The organism is Gemmatimonadaceae bacterium (genome assembly GCA_035533755.1).
In the GTDB taxonomy this organism is placed as follows: domain Bacteria; phylum Gemmatimonadota; class Gemmatimonadetes; order Gemmatimonadales; family Gemmatimonadaceae; genus JAGWRI01.
This window is the reverse complement of record DATLTC010000030.1, coordinates 16,794-38,046: the sequence shown is the minus strand read 5'-3', so window position 1 is coordinate 38,046 and position 21,253 is coordinate 16,794. Positions and strand designations below refer to the sequence as shown.

The window sequence follows — 21,253 nt, the reverse complement described above, 5'->3', positions numbered from 1 at the left end:
GGCGTCGATGATCGCGACCGGAGGCCCCCGCAATTCCCAACCGGGCACGCTGAATCACCTGTTCTTTGACGCCGTCACGCGATACGACAAGCCCGACGCGCTGCAGGTGAAGGTGAACGGGCGCTACGAGCCCATCTCGCACGGCACGCTGTTCAGCCGCGTGCGCCACGCGGCGATCGGACTGGCCGAGCTGGGCGTGCGCCACGGCGACCGCGTGGTGCTGCTGTCCGAGAACCGTCCCGAGTGGGCGATCGCCGACTTCGCCTGTCTGGCCAGCGGCGTCACCGACGTGCCGATCTATCCCAACGAGACGCCAGAAGCGGCCGCCTACATCATCCAGGATTCCCGCGCCGTGGCCGCGTTCGTCTCCACCGCCGAACAGGCGGCCAAGATCGCCGCCGTCCGCCAGGAATGTCCCACGCTCCAGCACGTGATCGGGTTCAACGACGTGCGGGAACCCGGAGTGGACCACACACTGCTCGAACTCGAAGCCAACGGGGCCGCGGCGTTGACCCCGGCGCGCGAGGACGCGTTCCGCCGCGGCGCGATGGCGGTGGAGCCCGATCATCTGGCCACGATCATCTACACCTCGGGCACCACCGGCAAGCCCAAGGGCGTGATGCTGTCGCACGACAACCTGTACTCCAACGTGATGGCCGCCAGGGAGGTCATCCCGTTCACGGGGCACGATACCTGCCTCAGCTTCCTGCCGCTGTCGCACGTGTTCGAGCGCATGGCCGGCCACTACCTGATGCTGGCCACCGGCACGTCGATCGCATACGCCGAGTCCATCGACACGGTGCCGATCAACCTCGCCGAGGTGCGCCCCACGCTCGTGCTCTCCGTGCCGCGGCTGTACGAGAAGATGTACGCCCGCGTGCTCGAGAACGCGCTCGCCGGCGGCGGCGCCAAGAAGCAGATCTTCTTCTGGGCGCGGCGCGTGGCGGACCGATGGGCCGACCAGAAGCTGGCCGGCCGCGAGCCCGGTGGCCTGCTGGCGCTGCAGTACACCATTGCCCAGCACCTCGTGTTCTCCAAACTGCAGGCCCGCACCGGCGGGCGCATGCGCTACTTCGTGTCCGGCGGCGCGCCGCTGGCGCCCGAGATCAACAAGTTCTTCTACGCGGCGGGCCTCGTGATCCTCGAGGGCTACGGGCTCACCGAGACGTCGCCAGTGATCTGCGTGAACACGCCCAAGGACTTCCGCATCGGCTCGGTGGGCAAGCCGGTGCCCGGCGTGGAAGTGCAGATCGCGGCCGATGGCGAGATCCTCACCCGCGGCCCGCACGTCATGAAAGGCTATTTCGGCCAACCCGACGCCACCGCCGAAGTGCTCGACAAGGACGGCTGGTTCTTCACCGGCGACATCGGGCTGCTCGAGAACGACTTCCTGCGCATCACCGATCGCAAGAAGGACATCATCGTCACCGCGGGCGGCAAGAACATCGCCCCGCAGCCGATCGAGAATGAGATCAGGACCAACAAGTACATCTCGCAGGTGGTGATGATCGGCGACAAGCGGAAGTTCCCGATCGTCCTCGTCGTCCCCAACTGGGAGCAGCTCGAGAAGTGGGCCAAGTACAAGAACCTGCTCTGGACCGATCGCGCCCAACTGCTCACGATGCCCACCGTGCAGGCGAAGATGGAGAAGGAGGTCTTCTCCAAGACCGCGCACCTGGCGCGCTACGAGCAACCCAAGAAAGTGGGCCTGCTCGAGCACGACTTCAGCCTCGAGCGCGGCGAGTTGACGCCCACGCTCAAGGTGAAGCGCCGCGTGGTGGACCGCGCGTACAAATCGGTGATCGACGAGTTGTATCGCGAGGAACCTGAGCCCGGCGACCCGGCCTGAGCGGTCAGCGGCCGCCGCGGCCGAGCGACACGAGGCCGCTCGGCTCCGGGGCCCGCTCCGCCACCCACACCGCCGCGTCGCGGGCGAGTTCGGTGACGCCGCTGGGCAGCGGCATCGTCGCCGGCGCGACCACGCGCCCGCCCGCCTGCACCCCGGCGAGCGCCGACGCGAGCCAGTCCGCGCCCACGTCCTGATCCACCGCCAGGCCGCGCGCGCTGCCGGCCGCCACGGGCAGCCGCGCGTCGGCGAGCAGCCCCGACGTTCCGGCGGCGATCGTCAGGCCGGCCGGCGGATTCACGAGCAGGAGATGCGTCTCGGCCACCGTCTGGATGTCCGGCGCATGCGCCGTCCATTCGCCCACCAGCGCCGCGTAGCCGCGGCCGTCGCTCAGATGGAGGAACGCCGCCAGCCGCATGGCCTGCTCGGGATCGCGCGCGACGGCCGGCGCGGCGGCGCGGCGGGGGCCGGGCGTCACGCGCAGATCCGCCACGCCCTGGGTGATGCGGAACTGCGCCTTGCACACCGGACAGCCGAGCACGCCCTCCATGATGTTGCGGCCGTCCATGCGATCGGCGGCCGCCACGAGCCACGATTCCTCGTGCGGGTGCGGGCAGCGGAGCGAATCGACCAGCTCGATGAACATCAGCTGTGCGACAGGCGCAGCTCGTCGATGTTGACGGCCGCCGCCTGCGTGACCGCGAACAGGACCGCGTCGGCCACGGCCTGCGGGGGGAGCATCTCGGGGCGCGCCGGGATGCCGGGCCGCGCGCCGAGGTTGGCCGGTGTCCAGAGATCGGTATCCACCGGGCCCGGCGACACGAGCGTGGCCCGGACGCCGGTGCCGCGGAGCTCCACGCGCAGCACTTCGTGCAGGCCGCGCACGCCGTACTTGCTGGCCGCGTACGCGGCGTTGCCCGGGAACGCCGCGTGATCGGCAATCGAACCGATGGTCACGATGTGGCCGCTGCGGCGGGCCTTCATGCCCGGCAGGAGCGCGCGCGTCAGCAGGAAGGGCGCCACGAGGTTCACCCCCAGCGCGCGGGCGAAGTCCTCGGGCGAGGTCTGCTCCAGCGGCTGCACCGAGAAGATCCCCGCGTTGTTCACGAGGATGTCGGGGGCGTCGGCGCCCAGCGCCTCGCGAAGGGCGCCGAGCGCGGCGTCCACCGCGCCCGCGTCGCCCACGTCGCAGGGCACGGCGAACGCGTCACCGCCCAACTCCGCCGCCATGCGCCGCAGCGGTTCGGCCGACCGGGCGACGAGGGCCAGGCGGGCTCCGGCGCGGGCGAGCGTCGCGGCGCACGCCATCCCGATGCCCCGGGAGGCGCCGGTAACGACCGCCGTGCGACCCGCCAGCAGGCCGGCCATGGTTCAGCTCGCGGCCACGGGCGTGTGGGCCAGACGGAGGAACTCGTCGCGCGTCATCGGGTTGTCGCGGAACGAGCCGCGCAGCGCGCTGGTGATGGTCTTGGAGTTCTGCTTCTCCACGCCGCGCATCATCATGCACAGGTGGTACGCCTCGATGACCACACCCACCCCCACCGGCTCGAGCACGCGCTCCACGGCCAGCGCGATCTCCTCGGTGAGCCGCTCCTGCACCTGCAGCCGGCGCGCGAACACCTCGACGATGCGCGGCAGCTTGGACAGTCCCACGATGCGGTCGTTGGGGATGTACGCGATGTGCACCTTGCCGAAGAACGGCAGCAGATGGTGCTCACACAGCGAGTACAGCTCGATGTCGCGCACCATCACCATGTTGCGGTGGCCCTCGGACGCGAACAGCGCGTCGCCCACCACGTCCTCCACGCGCTCGTGGTAGCCGCGCGTGAGCCAGGCCAGCGACTTGGCCACGCGTTCCGGCGTCTTGGCCAAGCCTTCGCGCTCGACGTCCTCGCCGAGCAGCTCGATCTGCCGCCGCACCAGTTGGGCGAACTCGGGGTCGGCCGTCTCGTGCGACACGCGCCGCGGCAGCCCCGTGGAGGCCTCGAGGATGGACATCACCGTCGCCCCCGGGGGGCGCCTACTGCCCTTGGTATTCGACATAGTTGTTCGGCGTCTCCCAGAGCACGAGTCGCGTGAGCGTCGCCGGCGCCACCGCCGGCGCGAGCCGCCGCCAGAAGGCGACGACGATGTTCTCGCTCGTCGGAATCGTGCCCCGCATGAAGTCCACGTCGAGGTTGAAGTTCTTGTGATCGACCTCGTCGATCACCTGCGTCTCGACGATCCGTTTGAGCGCGGCCAGATCCATCACGTACCCCGTGCGCTCCGAGATGGCGCCGGCGACCGAGACGTCGAGCACGTAATTGTGCCCGTGCCAGTTCGGGTTGTTGCACTTCCCGAACAGCGTCCGGTTCTCGTCGTCCGACAGCGCCGGATTGTGAACGCGGTGGGCCGCGTTGAAGTGCAGCCGCCGCGTGACCGTTACCTGTGGCATCTGGTCCTCGCCTGGTGCATCAACCCCGTGGGGCCGCCGGCGGTTCCCTGCGCGCTACTGCCCGCGCCGGCGGAGACGACGAGCCCCGCGGTTGCCCGCGGGGCTCGAAGGAGACGGAACGAAGAGGGTTTTCTGAAGCCCAGTCGAATGTATGAGGTCCTCACCACACTTTCCGCCTTCCCCCGCACTGGGGGCGTGACGTCAGTATAGATTATCGAACCCACTCGGAGGACTTGTTGGCTCAAAAACGATGCTCTTCGCCCGTGGGTGTTGTACTCTGGGAATTGAATCTATCCCTCATCTAGCGACGGGGCAATTCATGGATCTCGGTATCCTGGCGGCACTCGGACTGATTGTCGTGTGGGCGGTGGTGGCGCTCGGATTCAACGGGCCGGGGTGGATCCACCTGCTGCTCACGGTGGGCGTGACGATGCTGATCTGGCGCGTCGCGGTGCGCGACAAGACGCCCAAACACCAGTAGCGCCGGTCAGATCTCCCAGTTGGACAGCACGAGGCCGCGGGCCGGCGCGCGCTCCTCGTAGCCGGCGAGCGACATCCGCAGGTCGCTCCATCGCACCCGCCCTCCGAGCGCGATCAGCCGCGAATACACCGCGGCGTATTCGCCCTGCACGCGAACGGCCACCCGCCGGGTGCCGCTCCGCCGCGCGAAGTCGCGGAGCACCGCGATCATCGCCTCCAGGTGGCGCTCGTCGTCGAGCGCCAACTTGAGCACGCGCAGCTCCTCGCGCGGCCGCCCCTCCACCAGCGGGATGGTGTGGCAGAGCGCGAACCCCACCAGCCGGTCGCCCTCGCGCAGGAGGACCGTGTCGCCAAGCGACAGTTCGTCGGTGAGCACGAGTTCGCGCGTGTGGTCGTAGCCGGGCAACATGGCGTCGAGCAGCGCGCGGCATTCCTCGAGCACGTGGTCCTGTTCCGCCGCCGAGAGCCGGCCGAACAGGCGCGGCGGATTGGGCGCCGAGGCCGCCTCGAGGGTGGTCGTGAGCGTGAGCCGTCCGGGAATGAACCCCAGCGACGAATAGAACCCGATGTTGTCGAGCGTGCGCGGCATCGTCTCCAGTCCGATCACGGTGGCGCCGGTGGCTCGGAGCCACTCCACGCCCTGGCGCACGATCTCCTTGCCCACGCCGCTGCCCTGGTAGTCCTGCCGCACGGCCAGCGGGCCCATCCACCCTTCGGCGCCCGACCGGTGCACCATGTTGAAGGCGGCGATCTCCCCACGCGGGTCGCGCCAGCAGAGCGCGCCGTCGGCCGCGTCGTCGATGGCGTACCGCCAGACCACCGGATTGAGATACGGCACGCGCACGCCCACCATGCCGTCGCGCCGATAGCGCTCGGTGAACGCGTCGCTGAACACCTGATTGAGCCCGGCGATGTCGTCCCGTCCAGCGCGGAACGGCCCCTCCACGGGCACCCCCGACTTCCACGCGCGCGACGCGGCGGTCATTCCTCCACCCCCGCCGCCATCGCGGCCTCCAGCACCGGGCCGCCTTCGCCGGGCCGCTCCAGTCGCACGCGCGACTCGCCCGCCTCCTCGTCGTAGCGCACGTTGAGCACGCGGTCCAACCCCTCGCGCACGGATTCGATGTGGGTGATCACGATCACCTGCTCGAACCGGTCGTGCAGACGGCGCAGCAGTTCGACCACGTTCTGGCGCCGCACCTCGTCCAGCGAGCCGAACACCTCGTCGAGCACGAGCAGCGAGAACGGCTGGCCGGCGCGATCGGCGATCATCTGCGAGATCGCCAGCCGGAGCACCAGATTGGCGATGTCCTCCTCGCCCCCCGAGATGGCCGGCTTGCGGATGCCATCCTCGAGCACGCAGATGGCGTAGTCGTCGTCCAGTTCCAACTCAGTGTAGCGGCCGTCGGTGAGGTCGGTGATCAGCGTGCTGGCCAGCGCCGAGATCTCGGGGCGGAGTTGCTCGTTGAGCCGGAACCGCAGGTCCTCGAAGGCGTCGTCGAGTTCGTCGTGCAACCGGCGTTCGGCGGTGAGAGCGTCGGCTTTGGCGCGCTGGGCGTCGAGATCGCGCTGGGCGGTGCGGGCGCGCTCGTCGTCCAGACCGGCGGTGGCTACCTCGCCGTCGGCGGCCACCGACGCCAACTCGGCGACGCGGAACTCGGCCGTCGCCTCCTCGTAGCGGCGGCGCAGCTCGGCAAACGAGTCCTCGGAGAAGTGCAGCGCAACGCGCTCGGCCGAGCGGGCCGCCACCTGGTCGCGCACCTGCTCCAGGCGCGTGGTGGCCTCGAGCATCGCGCGGCGCACCGGCTCCTCGCGTTCGATGAGCGCGCTGAGCTTGGTGGCCCGGGCGTCGAGCGGCTGCAGGCGCGCGCGCTCGTCGAGCAGCCCCTGGTGCGCGGAGGCGTCGTAGCCGCTGGGCACCGCCGCCAGGTCCTGCTGCAGCGTGGCGTGGCGCTGCTCCTTCTCCGCGATGTCGCGGCGCAGCTGCGCCAGTTCCTGCACGGCCAGCTGCACCTTGGCCAGCCGGCGCTCGAGCTTGCCCACCTCCTCGAACTCGCGCCGCCGCTGCTCGTCCAGCGCCTTGACCTCCTCGGGCATGTCTTCGAGCTGGCCGATGCGCTGCCGGTAATAATTGCCGTCCACCTGCACCGTCTCGATCTGCGCGTCGACCAGATCGAGCACGTTGCGGTAGTGGTCGCCGAGTGGCCGCGCACAGGTGGGACAGATGCCGTTCTCGCCGAGGTTCACGAGGGTGTCGCGTTGCTGCTTGAGTTCAGTGTACTGTTGGCGCAGCGCCTGGATCTTGGTCTCGGCTTCCTGGCGATCGCGCACCCACTCGGTGCGCTGCGCCTCGAGGGTGCCCTCCACCGACTGCAGTGATTCGCGCTGCTGTTCGAGCGCGACCGTGACCTCTTCCTCGAGCGTCGGCGACGATTCGACGCGACCCAGCCGCTCGCGGAGTCGCGCCAACTCCTCGGTGAGCACGCGGTCGTTGTCGAGCAGCGTCTGCCGGCGCCCCTCGGCGCGGTACAGCTCCTCCATGCCCTGCAGCTTGAGCGCCAGATCGGCCAACGGCATGAGCTCCACGGCCAGGCGGTCGAGCTCGCCGCGCGCGGCCGCGATCTCCGCCGTCTCGCCTGCCAGCCGCTCGGCGTCGCGGGCCAGATTCGCCTGCTCGTTCTCGAGCACGCGGAGCTCGCTCACCACCCGCTGGATGGCGTCGCGCTCGTGCTGGATGGTGGTCCACCGCGGCTCGAGTTCGGCGACCGCGGCCCGCGCCGATGCCGTGCGCGCCGCCGCCTCGGCGGCGCGCGCCGTGGCCGCGACCAGCCGCTCCTGCGCCTGCCGGAGCATGCGTTCCACGCTCTCTGGGTCGGGCATGGCGCTGCGCAGGCCGTTGAGCTGCGCGGTCACGAGGCGGCGGCGCTCGCGCGCCAGCTCCTGCGCCGCCCGCAGCCGGTCGTAGCCGAGCACGCGCGACAGGAAGTGCTTGCGCTCGGTGGGACCCATGGCGTTCATCACGCTCAGGTCCTTCTGGCCGGTGAAGTAGGTGTTGAAGAATTCCTGCCGCGTCATCCGCATCCGTCGCCGCAGGAAGTCGGTGACGGCGGTGACGGAGTTGGCCACCGGCTCGAGGCCGCCGTCCAGGAAGAGCTCGGCGCTGGTGAGCCCGCGCTCCACGCGGTAGCGGTGGCCACCCAGTTCGAAGTCCAGTTCCACCTTCACCGGCGCGCGGCCGGCAGCGCGGATGGTGCGCACGCTCTCCTTGTCGGTGCGCAGCGCCAGCGAGCCGTACAGCGCCCAGGCGATGGCCTCGAGGATCGTGGACTTGCCGGCGCCGTTGGGCCCGATGATGCCGGTGAGCCCGGACTCGAACTCCATGCGCGTGTCCACGTGCTGGCGGAAATTCGTCATGCGCAGCGAGTTGAGGCGCATCAGCCCTCCGCCTCGCCGGCCGCCAGCTCGGCCGCCGTGGCCTGATCGAGATACTCGAACACGCGCTCGATGAGCTGCGCGCGGTCCACCTCGGGTGGCACGGTGCGCGTGAGCAGCCGCTCGCGCACGAACTCGGCCAGCGACTGCGGATGACCCGGCGCCGCCTCGCCGCGCAGCGGGCGCACGTCGGGCCGCAGCGTCTCGAGCTGGAAGTGGAACGCCCGCCGCTTGTACTCGCGCAGCGCCTGGTGGTCGAGGTCGTTGTTGATGTGGCGGGCCACGTCGCGCACCACGAGGCGCACGATCTTGTCGGCGATGCCGCCCGGGCAGCCGTCCACGGCGTCGCGGATCGCCGCGTCCACCTCGCCGCCCGTCATGCCGCGCGCGCTGAACGACGGCAGGTCCACCAGGCCGCGCGACGGCGGCAGGGGATGGAAGGTGTGCACCCCCGTGTCGAGATCGTACTCGATGAACCCCTTGCCCGGCAGCCCGGCCGCCCGCTCTTCGGCCAGTTCCCCCCACGCGTTGGCGCTCGAGTAGTCGATCGAGCCGCTGTAGTACGCGTTGGGCGCCACTTCGCGGTGCACGTGGTAGTGGCCCAGCGCCACGTAGGTCCAGCGCGGGGCGCCCAGCTCCTCCTCGGTGATCTCGAACGTGGCGCGGTCCATCGCCGCGGCCCGCTTGGGCAGCAGCCCCGCCACCTCCCCATGGATCACCAGCACGTTGCGCCGCGCCGCCGGATCGGGGGTCAGCTCGGGACGCCCGCCCACCACGTCGGGCACGGCCAGCACCGACAGCCCCTGCTCGGGAAAGGAGAACCGGCGGGCCTCGAAATCGGCGACGTACACGTTCTCCTGCTCGAACAACCGCAGGATGCACCCCGTCTCACTGGATCGCGGCAGGTCGTGGTTGCCGGCCACGATGATCACCGGCACTTCGGGCAGCGCCTGGGTGAGCCGGTTGAATTCGTGATAGGCGTGGAGGATGGCCGGGTTCGCCGGCCGGACGCTGTGGAACACGTCGCCGGCGACCACGATCAGCTCGGGCGCCAGCGCGATCACCCGGTCCACGGCGCGCCTGAACGTCACCGCAACGTCGGCTTCCCGCTGGTTGGCGCCGAACGGCGTCAATCGCTGGTACTGGCGAAAGCCAAGGTGCAGGTCCGAGAGATGGACGAGGCGCAAACCGGTCCGGGGTCGAGGGGAGAATTCCCGCGCGGGGGCGTGGAATCCCTAATCGCTAACCGCCACTCTGCTGCTTGTCCATACCGCGCCGCCCCGCGGCGCGCCGAATCGTCGGGCGGCCCGGCCTCAGAACGGCGGCTCCTCGGGCGGCTCGTCGTCGCCATAAGGATTGCCGCCCCGCGGCACGCGGATGTTGCGCGGGTTGCGGGGCCGTGGCGCTTCCGGCGGCACGACGCGCTTGAACTGCGCCGCGAAGTACGCCTTCACGTCGTCGGGCCTCGTGCGGAGCGTCGCGTCGCGGGCCCGCAGCACCACGACCTCGTCATGGAGCGCCGCCACCTCCTGCACCCACCCCACGGTGATCGAGGCGTCGAGCGTCCGCAGCGCCCGCGCCACGGCCGCCTCCAGCGTCATCTCCTGCGCCTGCGGATACCGCTCCACGCCGTCGCGCCCGCGCATCACGGCCGGCCGAGGGAACCGCACGAACACCGGCTGCGTGAAGTGGGGATGCCGCACCATCAACTGCCCCTTCTCCAGCGTCGCCAGCTTGGTGCGCGTGGCCGGACTCAGCACCGCGTACCCCGGCGTGGCCAGCTCGTCGGCGTCCATCCGGCCGTACAGCGACGTCCCCGAATTGCCCACCACGCGCCGGTGCACCTGCGATCGGAACTGCTGCGCGCTGAACAGCACCAGCCCCAGATACCGTCCCCGCTCGGCGATGTCGAGCAGCATCTTGCGCACGTACGTGTCGGCGCCGTCGGCCGGCGCGTACTTGTTGAGTTCGTCCACGAACACCATCACGTGGTTCACGCCCAGATCGCGCCGCTCCAGATGCTCGCGCAGCTTGGTCACCACGCGCGCGAACACCAGATCCTGGGCGTCTTCCTCCAGCCCCGCCACGTCCACCACGTACACGGCGCGGTCGTCGAACGCGCCGAACGGGAGATCGCTCACCGTCCCCTCGTCGGTCACCAGGCCGGCGCACCGCATGGAGATGTTGGACAGCCGGTTGCGCACCTTGCGGATCGTGGCCACGTGGTGCGTGCGCCAGTGTTCGCCCCGGTTCTGCTGCTCCACCGTGCGTAGCAGATCGCGGAACCAATCCTCCAGATCGGCGAACGACTGCACCCGGTGCGTCTTCGCGAATCCGTCATCGGTGAACTCGCGGTCGAGCACCCGCTCGCGGATGAAGTCGATGAACGCGTCGGCCTTGGCATCCACGTCCTCCTTGTTGAGCAGCACCTCGGCGTACTGCATCACCTCGCGCAGCCCCCACGTGAGGGGCCACACGTTCTGCGACAGGGCCTCGTTGGAGCGCAGCGTGTTGAGCGTGAAGCCCTTGGCCGTGTACGGTGCGAAGTACTGCACGTTCGCAAAGGGCGCCGCCGGCACGCCCATCGCCTGGTACAGGGCGCGGTCGGCCTCGTCCAGCTCACCCGGCTGGTCCAGGAAACAGAGGTCGGGCCCCTTCACGTTGAAACACACCGCAGCCACCGATCCCTTTTGCGGAGGGAAGTGGGCGAACGTCGACGCGAGCAGCCACTCGATGGCGCTGGTCTTGGTGGCCAGCCCCGACACGCCGGTGATGTTGAGATGCGCGGCCTCGGGCCCCACCAGAAAGTCGGCGTCGAGGTAGATCGGCGCCTCGATGCCACCGGCGCGGTAGATGCCCACCGGGATGCCCGTGTTCGCGCCCGCTCTGAGATAGGCATCCATGCGCAACGCCACGGCCACGTCGTCCACGTCCGCCAGGTACACCTCGCCCATCGGTACCGGCTGCAATGGCTCCTCCGGCAGGTGGCGCAGAACGGCCGCCGTGTAGAGCCGGATCTCCGTGCGCCGCGTGGCGGAGAGCGACTCGGCCGACGGCCGCCCGTCGTGCCCCAGCACGTCGTGCAACGGCGTCTGCAGATCGGTGTAGCTGAATCCTTCGGTCACCACGCCATACACGCGCGGAATCACCCCGTTCACGGGGTCGGGACCCTCGACGCGCACGATTGTCCCGATTCCAACCGGCGAGTCGAGCGCCGTCCAGAACGAAAATTCATGCGGGGTGTTGGGCTTCCGCTCGGTGGCGACGACGCGCCCGAGCACCAAGGCTGCGGTCATTGCGTGGCCCTGAGAAAGACTTCGCAGTCGCGGATGCCGTACGCCATCGTGTCCCATCGCGCGTCGGGATGCGCGGTGGGCGTCCGCTCGGCGAGAATACGGGCCGAAATGCCGTCGGCCCGGGAGCGGAGTGCGGCGCGCGGGGCGTCGGGTTCGTGGCGCACCTCCACCCGGACCAGCCCCCACAGGGGGTCGCGTCCCGCGCGCTCGTGGAGTCGCAGGTACCAGCTGGCCACCGGCACCATACTGGGCGAGGCCACCGCGAACACGCTCGTGCGCTCGCCAGCGGCGAGCGCGAAGATCACGCGCCGCGCCGCCCGGTCGCCGAACAGCGTTCGGTGACTCTTGATCACCCCCACCGTCTGCGACGCGCGGGCCAGCACCACCGAGCCGCGCAGTCCGCCGTCCACGTACAGCGCCTCGGCGCGCTCGGCGCACCACCGTTGAGCCAGCCGCTGCTCCAACTGGCCGCGGTCGCTCTGGATCTGCTGGATGGCCGCATCGCGGTGCGCCGCCGGGTGCGCCTCGGCCAACCCAGCGTCGTTCGCCGACGTGTCGATGGCCGTGAGGCCAAGCGACGTCACCGCGTCCCACTCGGCGGGCAGCATCGCGGCGCGCGGCGCATACAGGCGCTGCTGCCGACCGTGCGACCAGGTGGCGCCGCGACCACCCGTCCACTCGCGGATCACGGCCCCCACCACGCCTAACACGATCGGCGCCCCGTCGTTCGTATGGGCCACCAGATCGCTGCGCTGCGTCCCGTCGAGAAACGCCAAGAAAGGAGCTTCTGGCGCACCGGCCACGCGGTGCACGCGCAGGGCGTCGTCCTCGATCACGTCAGCGCGCGCGAGCACGGGCGGGTCGGTGGCCGGGGACAGTTCGAGCGGCGGCCCGCCCTCCGTGGTGAGCGACGCCGAGGGCAGCGCTCGCGCCAGCGCTCGCTGCAACTCATCGAGGCGGAGATTCGCGGTGTCAGCCGCCGCTACGATCATGCCGAAAGGTATTCGGCGATGCAGCCGGGCGTCACTCGACGCCGATGTCCCACGCCTGCTGCAGGTCGCCCTTGGAATAGGCCCGGAACGCCGTCAGCGTCTGCGTGCGCTGGATGCCAGGCACCGTCGGGAACACCTCCGTCACCACGCGGGCGATCTGGTCGTATTCCGGCACGCGGACGATCGCCACCAGGTCCCAGTCGCCTGAGACCGAGTAGACCTCCGCCACGCCGTCCACGCCGGCCAACATCTTGGCGGCGTTGGGAATCTGGGTGGGCTCCACGCGAATCAGTACGATGGTGGTGATCACGGCTCTCTGGGAAAGGGTGGAACATTGAGCAGCCACAACCCGGCAACGTGATTCGTGGCATCGACTTCCAGCAAGAGATCGCTCGCGAGCCGCACCGCGGTGGACTCGCGTAGCGAACCGATCCGGAAATGAAAGATACGCTGTTCGGCGTCCGATTCGGCGGCTATCGAGGTCTCGACCTCATTGGCGGTCACCTCCGGAATCGAACCGTGCGACGGAAGTTGCACCGACCCTTCGGCCACCTTGGCTGGCAGGGCCAGCACGGCCCGCTTGTGGACCTCGGGCCATACCACGATCTCCAGCCCGTTGATGTGCCCGTCGGCCACGTCGAAGATGAGCCACGATCCGTCGGCCCCCTCCACCTCGATCGATCCCGACCCACGGTTCGGCGCATGCGCGGGGCGCAGTTGCGCCGACAGGATATCCGTGTCCGGATCCCATCGGTACGCCACCTTTGGTGCCGCCCCGGTGCGGGGCCCGATCTGCACGACGATGTCCACCAATCCTCGCACGCCAGCGTCGGGCAAACATACCGCACGATCGGGCCGCCGGAAGCCGGTTCGCCCGACGCTGGCCCCCGTTTCGTGGTAATTTTCCGCAACGATATTTTGACAACGCGGCGCCAGGCCGCTCCATCACGGGCAAGGTCGAGTGGAACAGGACGGTGTGCAGGCCGCGGGCATTACCCGCAGCCAGAATGTGGTGTTCGTGCTCCCCCCGGATTGGACGCGCTCCGCGACCTTCCTCACGCCGGTGCTGGACCGATTGGAGTCCCCCGATCCGTCGACGCCGGGTGCCCAGGTACTGGTGATCGCCGCCGACGCCGACGCCGCCATGGCTCTCGCCCGCTCGGCCAACGCGCTCGGCGCGGCGCGCGGGCTCACGGCGCTGGCCGCGACGTCGGCTCGTCGCGGCGCACGCGCCCTCCGCGCCCGGGGAGTGGCCGTCGTCGCAGGAGACCCGCGCACGCTCATCGCCCTGCTCCAGAGTTCCGCCCTCAAGCTGTCCGGCGTGCAGCACGTGGTGATCGCCTGGCTGGACGACGCGCTCACGGCGTCCGAGGGCGCGCTCGAAGTGCTCCTGGCCGAGGTGCCCAAGGAAGCCCCCCGAACCATCGTGACCCGCGCGATCACGCCCGCCGTGGAGGCGCTCATCGAGCGGTACGCCCGGCGCGCACGGCGCGAACTGCCGGCGGTTGCCGAAGAGACGGCGGCCGTTCCCGTGCAATACCTGGCCGTACATGAGGCAGTGCGCCCCATCGCACTGCGCCGGGTGCTCGATGAATTGGATCCGGCGACGGCGTTCGTGTTCGCGCCCGATCCGCGCGGGCGCTCCGAGGTCCAGACCACGCTGGCGACCATGGGGTACGCCGCGGACGGGCCGATGCGAGTGGGCGACGCGATGGAGACCGACGCCGACGCCCTCGTGCTGTACGAGCTGCCGGCCACACGGGCCCAGCTCCACGCCGTGCTCGGCGGCCGCACGCCGCGCCAGGTGATCGCCCTCGTGGCGCCGCGCCAGGTGGCCGCGCTGCGCGACATCACGGGCGGGATCGTGAATCCGTTCGTGCTCCCCGAATCGCTGCAGCGCGCCTTGGCCGCCGAGGAGCAGATGCGCGACTCGCTGCGCGAGGTCCTGGCGTCGGGCGCGTTCGCCCGCGACCTGCTGGCGCTCGAACCGTTGCTCGCCGAGTACGACGGCGTCGAGATCGCCGCTGCGGCGCTGCGGCTGCTCGAGGCGGAGCGGCTCCGCGCCGCCACCGCAGCGCCAGTCCATGCGCCGGCCATGGCGCGGCTGTTCGTCAACGTCGGCGAGACCGACGGCTTCCGGGCCAGCGATCTGGTGGGCGCCATTACCGGCCATGCCGGGCTCACGGGTCGCGATGTGGGGCGCGTGGAGGTCCGCGACCGGCATTCCCTGGTGGAGGTGCCAGCGGCGGCGGCGGAAGCCGTGGCGGCGCGCATCACCGGCGTCACGATCAAGGGGCGGCAGATTGTCGCACGGCTGGACCAGGAGCGGCCGGAGGGTGGGGCGCGCGGCCCCCGTCGTCCGCCGGGCGACCGCGACGCGCGCTCCGCGCCGGGTGGACGCTCAGGCCCCCGCCGGGACGACCGAGGGGCTCCCCGCGATGATCGCGCACCCCGCAGGGACGATCGCGGCGGCCCGCCGCGTAGACCTCGACGACCGGAGGGTGGCGAGCGGTGACGTCGGATACGTATTTCACAGCGCGCAGTGGGTGGATCGAGGTCATTGCCGGCGTGATGTTCAGCGGCAAGAGTGAGGAACTGCTCCGCCGCGTGCGTCGCGCCACGATCGCCAAACGCCGCGTTCAGGTGTTCAAGTCGCACCTCGATGAGCGGTACGCCGGCGTTTTCAAGGTGTCGAGTCACGATGGGCGTACCACCGAGGCCGTGCCGGTGGACACGGTCGCGCAGATCGCCGAGCGCGTGCGCGCCGACACCCAGGTGGTGGCGATCGACGAAGCGCAGTTCCTCGACGAGCGCATCGTGTCCCTGGCCACCGACCTCGCCGACCGCGGCCTGCGGGTGATCCTCGCCGGCACCGACACGGATTTCCGCGGCGAGCCCTTCGGCGCCATGCCGCAGTTGATGGCGATTGCCGAGATCGTGGACAAGCTGCACGCCATTTGCGTGCGATGCGGCAACCCGGCCAGCCGGAACCAGCGGCTGGTGGGGGGAAAGCCGGCGCTTTATTCGTCACCGACGATTATGGTTGGGGGCGCTGAGACTTATGAGGCACGTTGTCGCGCCTGCCACGAGCTACCCGGACCCCACGCAGGCCAGGGAGACCTTGCCTTGTAGGGTCATGGCTTCGATTGACCAACGGAGTTCAAGGTTTGCGTGCACCGGCGAACGGAGGATTGGTGAAGACCTCATCCGGTGACTTGCCGGCTAGAATCTCCTTAGTCGCAAGCGTGAGTTCGGAATCGCTCGGAGGCCTATAGAATCGCCAACCGTTGATCAAGACAGTTGGGGTTGCGTTTACGCCGAGTTGACTGGCTACAGCGCGTCCTGCGCTAACAAGCGCACTGACGTCCGGTGCATTCTTGAGGCATCGCATGAACCGCGCCGTATCCGGCACACCGGCCTGATCGGCATACGAACCCCAGGACTTAAGCCCAAGCGAGTCTTGCTCATCGTACAGTGCATCGTGAAACTCGGCAAAGCGCCCCTGAGCGAGCGCGCAACTTGCGGCTCGGTCCGCGGGCGCAGCGAATCGATGAACATTCGTGAGGGGATAGCTAACGAAGACAAGTGCTACAGAGCGTCCAAACCGTGCCTTGACGGATCGATAGGTCATCTCGAACCGGCGGCAGAACGGGCATTCAAAATCTCCGAATTCCACGACTTTGACCGGGGCTGCCGAGTCGCCAATCAGTACCCCGGCTCTCACGACATCCGACCAGTGCGCGACGACCTCTGGCGGAGAAGTAGCGCCTCGAGCGGCGAGCGCACGTTTGGAAGCGAGTTCGTCATGTACGAGCGCCGCTGCGATGACGACCGCTGCGACGGTCAGGGTCGCAGACATCGCACGCTCAAGAGTCTCTGGCTTCATCGGTCCTCGCACCCAGGCATCCGAAGATCCGTTGGACGGGTTCGGCCCTTACGATGTCACACCGGCGCACGGGCCTAGGAACAACCGACCATGATCACGTCTTGCCCGCAGTCCCACACGTCGTTCTCAACGCAGGAGCTGGGAGGCACCCCGCAAGCTTCCATGCACGTGTCCCAGGCGTCCACCCCCCAACACGTCTCTCCTGGGTAACCGCAGACGCAGCACCCTTCAATGCAGCTCGTGTTCGCGCCTTGGGTCACGACAACGCCAGCCCGAGGATGTATGGCGAGCGCAGCCAGCGCGAGTGCTGCGACCAACCCGCTCTTCATGATGAGCCGATGCGCTTTCATCGAAACGCGCCCTCCATTTCGAGTCTGCTCCTTGCTCACCAAGTAGCTACGTCGGCGGTGAGCCTGTCTTCCGAGGACCTTCGTACGGCTATTGCGTAGCCGCACGTGCGCGAAGATGCACACGGCATCACCTGCGGACCAGAGGGCATCCGCGCATTTTCCGTACATTTCGCGTACCTACCTGACGTTATGCGCAAGTCCACTGCCGTATGCCTTACTTCTGCCCACCCGTCTGCGAGAGTCGGAGGACGACGAGTGTCGCGGGGGCGCCGGCAACGGCGACCACGCGCTGCGATGCCGACCGGTCACTTCGGGCCCCAAGCACTGTGACGGGCTGCCCGCGGGGCACGCGGCAGAAGATGACTCGGCCATCCTTGTCCGCGCGCGCGGTTTGGCCACCGGGGCGATCCGGGAACCGCCACTCAACCAGCGCGCCTGCGGCGGCTCCATCATCCGTGACGAGCCACACCGCGAGCCTTCCCGAGTCGTCGCCCCGCGTCGCGTCGTCGCAGTATGTTTGAAACGCCCGTTCGAGGGGAGCCATCTCGATCCTAATGTTCGGGCTTCCTTCCGACCCCAGCGCAAGCCAAACTGTCGGAGCCTGTCCCGGCCGGTAGCGTACGCCCAACGCACGGTCCCCCAACTCTGGTGCAGGAACAAACCCGCTTGCGCGCGCGTCTGGAGCACCGAGCATGTCGTGGAACATCGCGAACATGGTGTCGGGAATCGCCAGTAGATAGGGCCCCGGCATTAGCTCGCCGAATTCAAACCTTCCAGAGCTGTCGGTGATCGTGCGACGCGACGCATTCAAGAGCACGATAGGTACCCCGTACCGTCCGCGCCCGGTGTTCGGATCGATGACACGTCCGGCAATAGCGGGCATCACGCTCGCATATCTGCTGCCATCGGGCCACTGTGCCCATGCGACTTGTGCACCCTCTTCCACCGCGAGTCGGATAACCTGTCCCAGTCCCTTCCCGTACCCTTCAGGCGTCGTGTGCCGGAACAAGACGACGTCTTGCTGTGGAGGCTCCTTCAACCACCACGATGACCGAAACGGCACTCCGTTCGCTGTCGTCGAAAAGACGAATTCGCCCCGAGCGGCCGCAACATCCACTCCAGCAACCCCAGGACCGGCAAACGAAAACCGGAGCGTATCAAGCGCCTGCAACGTGGTATCGATCCACAGCACTCCCTCAAGCTCCGTCAGTCCCGCTCTTGACGGCACCGGGGCAAAGGAGACGCCGACGTCGGCGGGATGCGTTCGTCCACCATCGGCGATGTGAAAGCAGTGCGTTTCGATGAACGAACTATCGAGCAACGCCTCCTCGTCGGGTATGTATAGCTCGACGGAGCTTCCGCTGCCTGCCAGATACCCATTGCGGGCCAAGAACTCCGGCGATCGACCGCTCCCGAACGCCCGCGTGCCTTCGCCGTCCACGGTCTCGAGGGACTGGGCAACGATCCGTGCACCGGCGCCCTCGCCTTCGACCTGTCGGCGGTATCGGACAATTCGCATCAGGGCCGCGTCGGACGACCGGCCGGCGACTATTGCCGCGAGCGCTCCACGCGCTTGATCCCATAGCTGCGCAGCCCGCCCCTGATCATCGCCGCGCGGACATTCGACACGAGCAATCGAATGGACGGCGCTCAGCCCGACGGGAAATGCGCTCAGCACGACCGCATGGGAGGTCAGTTCCTCGAGTGTCACATCCCGCGGAAGATACCCCAATCGCGCAACACGCAATTTCACAATTCTCGAGCGCTCGTCTGCCATATGAAATACACCCCGGAGGTCGGTCAAGGTGCGCATCACGACGCCATCGGAGTTGTCCAACCCTGTCACCACGGCTCCTACTATCGGGGTCCTCGAGACGCTGTCCACCACGACGCCCCCCACCTCCTGAGCCTGAAGGCGGTGGCCTCCGCCAAGCAGCACGATAGCGACGACCGCGGCTTCGAGGGCCAGCGCGCCCCCCATCCTACGCAGAGTGCGACCCCTGGCTTCCGTCGCGGTCCGACCTCCGGACGGCGGGCGGAAGATCCTTATTACCCAGGACGGGACGAGGGCCCAAAGTCGCATTGCACGCCGGATTTGAAGGCGGCTGGCAGTCAATGCCGGAACGGGGAATGTTCTGATCCGAGGCATCTCTATCCTCGCCTCACGGGCCGGTTACATCACAATACATATGGTCGTATTAACGACGACGCAGACGATGCGCTATAGGTATTATGATGGGCGACAACAATCGCAAGTTGACCGGCGACGCCGCTGTCGTATGCCTCTCAGGCCTACCCACCGGTGCACGGCATGTCCTCGAACCCATCGGCGCTGGCGCGGCATGTGCTCGCGTGCGTAAACGGAGCGGCGGACAGAACCGCAATCCTCGACGCGGTCCCTCCATCCCATGGCGTAACTTTCTTTTCCGAAACACGGGACCTTGTATCGGCGGCGATACTTCGGCCGCCGGCGGCAACCATATTGGAATTAGATGGCGAATCGGCCAGCGACGTCACTCTGGGGGTGGCCGAATTGGCCAAATGTCCGTTGCGGCTGCCGATCCTGCTACCCACCAAACTGGACCGGATTGCGGCGGCGGCGATCGGGGATATCGCGCGCACTACCACTCACGTGACAATCGGCTTGAGTGGATTCGATGAGATCGGAGCATCCCTCCGAGCACTGGTCGGTCTGCGTTCTCAACGCCCCGCAACACTTCGCATCATTCGAACACTTCCGCTACCCCGAAAGTCGCGTGAGCAACTCATTGTGACTGCCGCGGTGCTCCTCGGCTGCAAGCACGCTTCGGTGCCCACTTTGGCAGCCGCGTGCGGCTCCTCCACGCGCAATCTCCAGTTGTTCCTGACCCGGCGGCAGCTGCCTCCACCAAAGCAACTCCTCGGTTGGGCGCTCGCCCTCCACACCGTCTGGAGCCTTGAGGTCGAGAGCCGGACCCTGAAAGACGTGGCGGCGCAGGCAGAGTTTTCTTCACCAGAGGCGCTTGCCAACGGTGTCGAACGGCACGTCGGAAGCCGCCCGGTTAGGATTCTGCGAGAAGCCGGTTTCGAACACCTGCTCGAACGGTTCGTCAGCACCATGGCCCCCAAAAGGCCTGATCCACGGACACCCATGGAGGCACACTAGCGTATCAACCCGTTGGGTTGGCAAGACATCGGGGCCGATCTTGGCACCGCATTCTAAGTGCCGTAGGATGAGGGCCTCAATCCGACCACGGGGAGCGCTCCGTTCCCGCCGCCCGTCCGGCGGTTACGTAAGTCCTTGATCCGTAGCGCATTGGACCGGGCGTCAATCTCCCATCACCCTCCGAACCATACTATTTATTGACGCTTTTCCCCGCCGTCCCTACCTTGGCGACAGCGCTATTTCTCCATCCGAAAATCACCGACTCATGCTACTCGTAGGACTCACGGGCAACATCGCCAGCGGCAAGTCAACCGTGGCCAGACTGCTGGCAGAGCGCGGCGCGACGATCATCGACGCCGACGACCTAGCCCGGCGCGCCGTGGAGCCGGGCAGCCCCGCCCTCAAGGCGATCGTCACGCGGTGGGGCCCGCAGATCCTGCTCCCCGATGGCGCGCTCGACCGGGGCGCGTTGCGCCACATCGTGTTCAATGATCCCGATGCGCTCGTCGCTCTCAATCGGATCGTGCACCCCGAAGTGGAGCGTCTACGCGCGGCCGCCGTCGCCGAGGCACGCGACCGGGGCGATCGGATTGTGGTGTGCGACATTCCGCTGCTGTTCGAAAAGAAGATGGTCGACGAGTTCAATATGGTGTTGCTGGTCGATGCCCCACGCTCTCTGCGGTTGGAACGCGTGGTGACCGAGCGGGGCCTGAGCGCCACCGAAGGCATGGCGATGATCGCCGCGCAGATGCCGTCGGAGCTCAAGCGGGCCCGCGCCGACCTCGTGATCCACAACGCCGGCAGCCGTGAACAACTACTGCAACAGGTGAACGCGGTGTGGGAGTCGCTGCAGGGCGCGGCCGACGCGCACGAGGCTGCCGGCGTTCCTTGACAACGCGCTGCGCCGCCGGGTAGACTGCCCGCACCGACATCCCCGTTCCTGGAGTTCCCGTGTCCGAAATTCCGCAGGACCTGCTCTATACAGAAGACCATGAATACGTGAAGCGCGGCAGCGACCCGACGGTCGTCGTGGTCGGCATCACGGATTACGCCCAGGGTGAGCTGGGCGACGTCGTGTACGTCGAGTTACCCAAGGTTGGCGCCAAGTTCGGCAAGCACGACGTGTTCGGGACGATCGAGGCCGTGAAGGCGGTTTCCGAGTTGTTCAGCCCCGTAGCCGGCGTGGTGCTGGAGGTCAACGGCCGGCTGGACGGCGAGCCAGCGCTGGTCAACACGGCACCGTATACCGACGGCTGGATGGTGAAGCTCAAGATCGCCGGCTCCGCCGAAACGAGCGGGTTGCTCAACGCCGCTGCATACACGGCGCAGCTGGGCGAATAGGCAGCACCAACGGCAAACCGTAGGCTGGGAGCCGTCAGTGACGGTTCCGAG

20 protein-coding genes are annotated in these 21,253 nt (G+C 68.2%); 7 read left to right on the top strand and 13 right to left on the bottom strand.

The window, feature by feature from the left end:
- The first annotated feature begins 7 nt into the window (after positions 1-7).
- Positions 8-1,849 carry a long-chain fatty acid--CoA ligase gene (locus VNE60_05095; GenBank protein HVB30887.1) on the top strand — a complete coding sequence of 614 codons (1,842 nt, stop codon included), beginning with the start codon at positions 8-10 and terminating at the stop codon, positions 1,847-1,849.
- 4 nt (positions 1,850-1,853) lie between these two features.
- Here the strand turns inward: VNE60_05095 and VNE60_05090 are convergent, their stop codons facing one another.
- From VNE60_05090 to VNE60_05075, 4 genes are read right to left on the bottom strand one after another with little or no spacing between them, the layout of a single operon-like run.
- The gene (locus VNE60_05090; protein ID HVB30886.1) at positions 1,854-2,492 is read right to left on the bottom strand and encodes a hypothetical protein; all 639 of its coding nucleotides are present in this window, start codon (positions 2,490-2,492) and stop codon (positions 1,854-1,856) included.
- Positions 2,492-3,214 carry an SDR family oxidoreductase gene (locus VNE60_05085; GenBank protein HVB30885.1) on the bottom strand — a complete coding sequence of 241 codons (723 nt, stop codon included), beginning with the start codon at positions 3,212-3,214 and terminating at the stop codon, positions 2,492-2,494. Before VNE60_05085 ends, VNE60_05090 begins: the two co-directional genes overlap by 1 nt.
- A 3-nt stretch (positions 3,215-3,217) precedes the next feature.
- The gene (folE, locus tag VNE60_05080) at positions 3,218-3,844 is read right to left on the bottom strand and encodes a GTP cyclohydrolase I FolE (protein ID HVB30884.1); all 627 of its coding nucleotides are present in this window, start codon (positions 3,842-3,844) and stop codon (positions 3,218-3,220) included.
- Positions 3,845-3,866: 22 nt separating this feature from the next.
- Complete coding sequence (locus VNE60_05075; GenBank protein ID HVB30883.1) at positions 3,867-4,280, bottom strand: 6-carboxytetrahydropterin synthase; 414 nt, start codon at positions 4,278-4,280, stop codon at positions 3,867-3,869.
- 319 nt (positions 4,281-4,599) lie between these two features.
- Between VNE60_05075 and VNE60_05070 the strand changes: the two genes are divergently transcribed.
- Positions 4,600-4,761, top strand: a complete 162-nt coding sequence (locus VNE60_05070) for a hypothetical protein (GenBank protein HVB30882.1) — start codon at positions 4,600-4,602, stop codon at positions 4,759-4,761.
- A gap of 6 nt (positions 4,762-4,767) precedes the next feature.
- On the opposite strand, the gene VNE60_05065 is transcribed toward VNE60_05070, so the two are convergent.
- From VNE60_05065 to VNE60_05035, 7 genes are all read right to left on the bottom strand, one after another.
- A complete protein-coding gene (locus VNE60_05065) occupies positions 4,768-5,745 on the bottom strand; it encodes a GNAT family N-acetyltransferase (GenBank protein ID HVB30881.1) in 978 nt (325 codons plus the stop codon).
- Entirely contained in the window at positions 5,742-8,195 is a 2,454-nt protein-coding gene (locus VNE60_05060; GenBank protein ID HVB30880.1) for an SMC family ATPase, read from the bottom strand. The genes VNE60_05065 and VNE60_05060 overlap by 4 nt, the downstream gene beginning before the upstream one ends.
- On the bottom strand, positions 8,195-9,379 hold the full coding sequence (locus VNE60_05055) for a metallophosphoesterase (GenBank protein HVB30879.1): 1,185 nt from the start codon (positions 9,377-9,379) through the stop codon (positions 8,195-8,197). Before VNE60_05055 ends, VNE60_05060 begins: the two co-directional genes overlap by 1 nt.
- Before the next feature lie 126 nt (positions 9,380-9,505).
- The gene (locus VNE60_05050) at positions 9,506-11,488 is read right to left on the bottom strand and encodes a hypothetical protein (GenBank protein HVB30878.1); all 1,983 of its coding nucleotides are present in this window, start codon (positions 11,486-11,488) and stop codon (positions 9,506-9,508) included.
- Positions 11,485-12,480, bottom strand: coding sequence for a hypothetical protein (locus tag VNE60_05045; protein HVB30877.1), 996 nt, complete (start codon positions 12,478-12,480; stop codon positions 11,485-11,487). Before VNE60_05045 ends, VNE60_05050 begins: the two co-directional genes overlap by 4 nt.
- Positions 12,481-12,511: 31 nt before the next feature.
- On the bottom strand, positions 12,512-12,790 hold the full coding sequence (locus tag VNE60_05040; protein HVB30876.1) for an Lrp/AsnC ligand binding domain-containing protein: 279 nt from the start codon (positions 12,788-12,790) through the stop codon (positions 12,512-12,514).
- Positions 12,787-13,302, bottom strand: a complete 516-nt coding sequence (locus tag VNE60_05035) for a hypothetical protein (protein ID HVB30875.1) — start codon at positions 13,300-13,302, stop codon at positions 12,787-12,789. Before VNE60_05035 ends, VNE60_05040 begins: the two co-directional genes overlap by 4 nt.
- Before the next feature lie 139 nt (positions 13,303-13,441).
- Here VNE60_05035 and VNE60_05030 point away from each other — a divergent pair, with 139 nt between their 5' ends.
- Positions 13,442-14,995 (top strand): DbpA RNA binding domain-containing protein, encoded by a 1,554-nt coding sequence (locus VNE60_05030; protein HVB30874.1) that lies wholly within the window; start codon positions 13,442-13,444, stop codon positions 14,993-14,995.
- The gene (locus VNE60_05025) at positions 14,992-15,612 is read left to right on the top strand and encodes a thymidine kinase (GenBank protein ID HVB30873.1); all 621 of its coding nucleotides are present in this window, start codon (positions 14,992-14,994) and stop codon (positions 15,610-15,612) included. Before VNE60_05030 ends, VNE60_05025 begins: the two co-directional genes overlap by 4 nt.
- 28 nt (positions 15,613-15,640) lie before the next feature.
- Here VNE60_05025 and VNE60_05020 read toward each other — a convergent pair whose 3' ends face one another.
- Both VNE60_05020 and VNE60_05015 read right to left on the bottom strand, forming a co-directional pair.
- Positions 15,641-16,366, bottom strand: a complete 726-nt coding sequence (locus VNE60_05020) for a thioredoxin domain-containing protein (protein ID HVB30872.1) — start codon at positions 16,364-16,366, stop codon at positions 15,641-15,643.
- Between the two features lie 564 nt (positions 16,367-16,930).
- Positions 16,931-18,697, bottom strand: coding sequence for a carboxypeptidase-like regulatory domain-containing protein (locus tag VNE60_05015; GenBank protein ID HVB30871.1), 1,767 nt, complete (start codon positions 18,695-18,697; stop codon positions 16,931-16,933).
- Between the two features lie 330 nt (positions 18,698-19,027).
- Here VNE60_05015 and VNE60_05010 point away from each other — a divergent pair, with 330 nt between their 5' ends.
- From VNE60_05010 to gcvH, 3 genes are all read left to right on the top strand, one after another.
- Positions 19,028-19,861, top strand: a complete 834-nt coding sequence (locus VNE60_05010; GenBank protein HVB30870.1) for a hypothetical protein — start codon at positions 19,028-19,030, stop codon at positions 19,859-19,861.
- A gap of 265 nt (positions 19,862-20,126) precedes the next feature.
- A complete protein-coding gene (coaE, locus tag VNE60_05005) occupies positions 20,127-20,753 on the top strand; it encodes a dephospho-CoA kinase (protein HVB30869.1) in 627 nt (208 codons plus the stop codon).
- Between the two features lie 59 nt (positions 20,754-20,812).
- Positions 20,813-21,202, top strand: a complete 390-nt coding sequence (gene gcvH / locus VNE60_05000; GenBank protein HVB30868.1) for a glycine cleavage system protein GcvH — start codon at positions 20,813-20,815, stop codon at positions 21,200-21,202.
- The last annotated feature ends 51 nt before the right edge of the window (positions 21,203-21,253 follow it).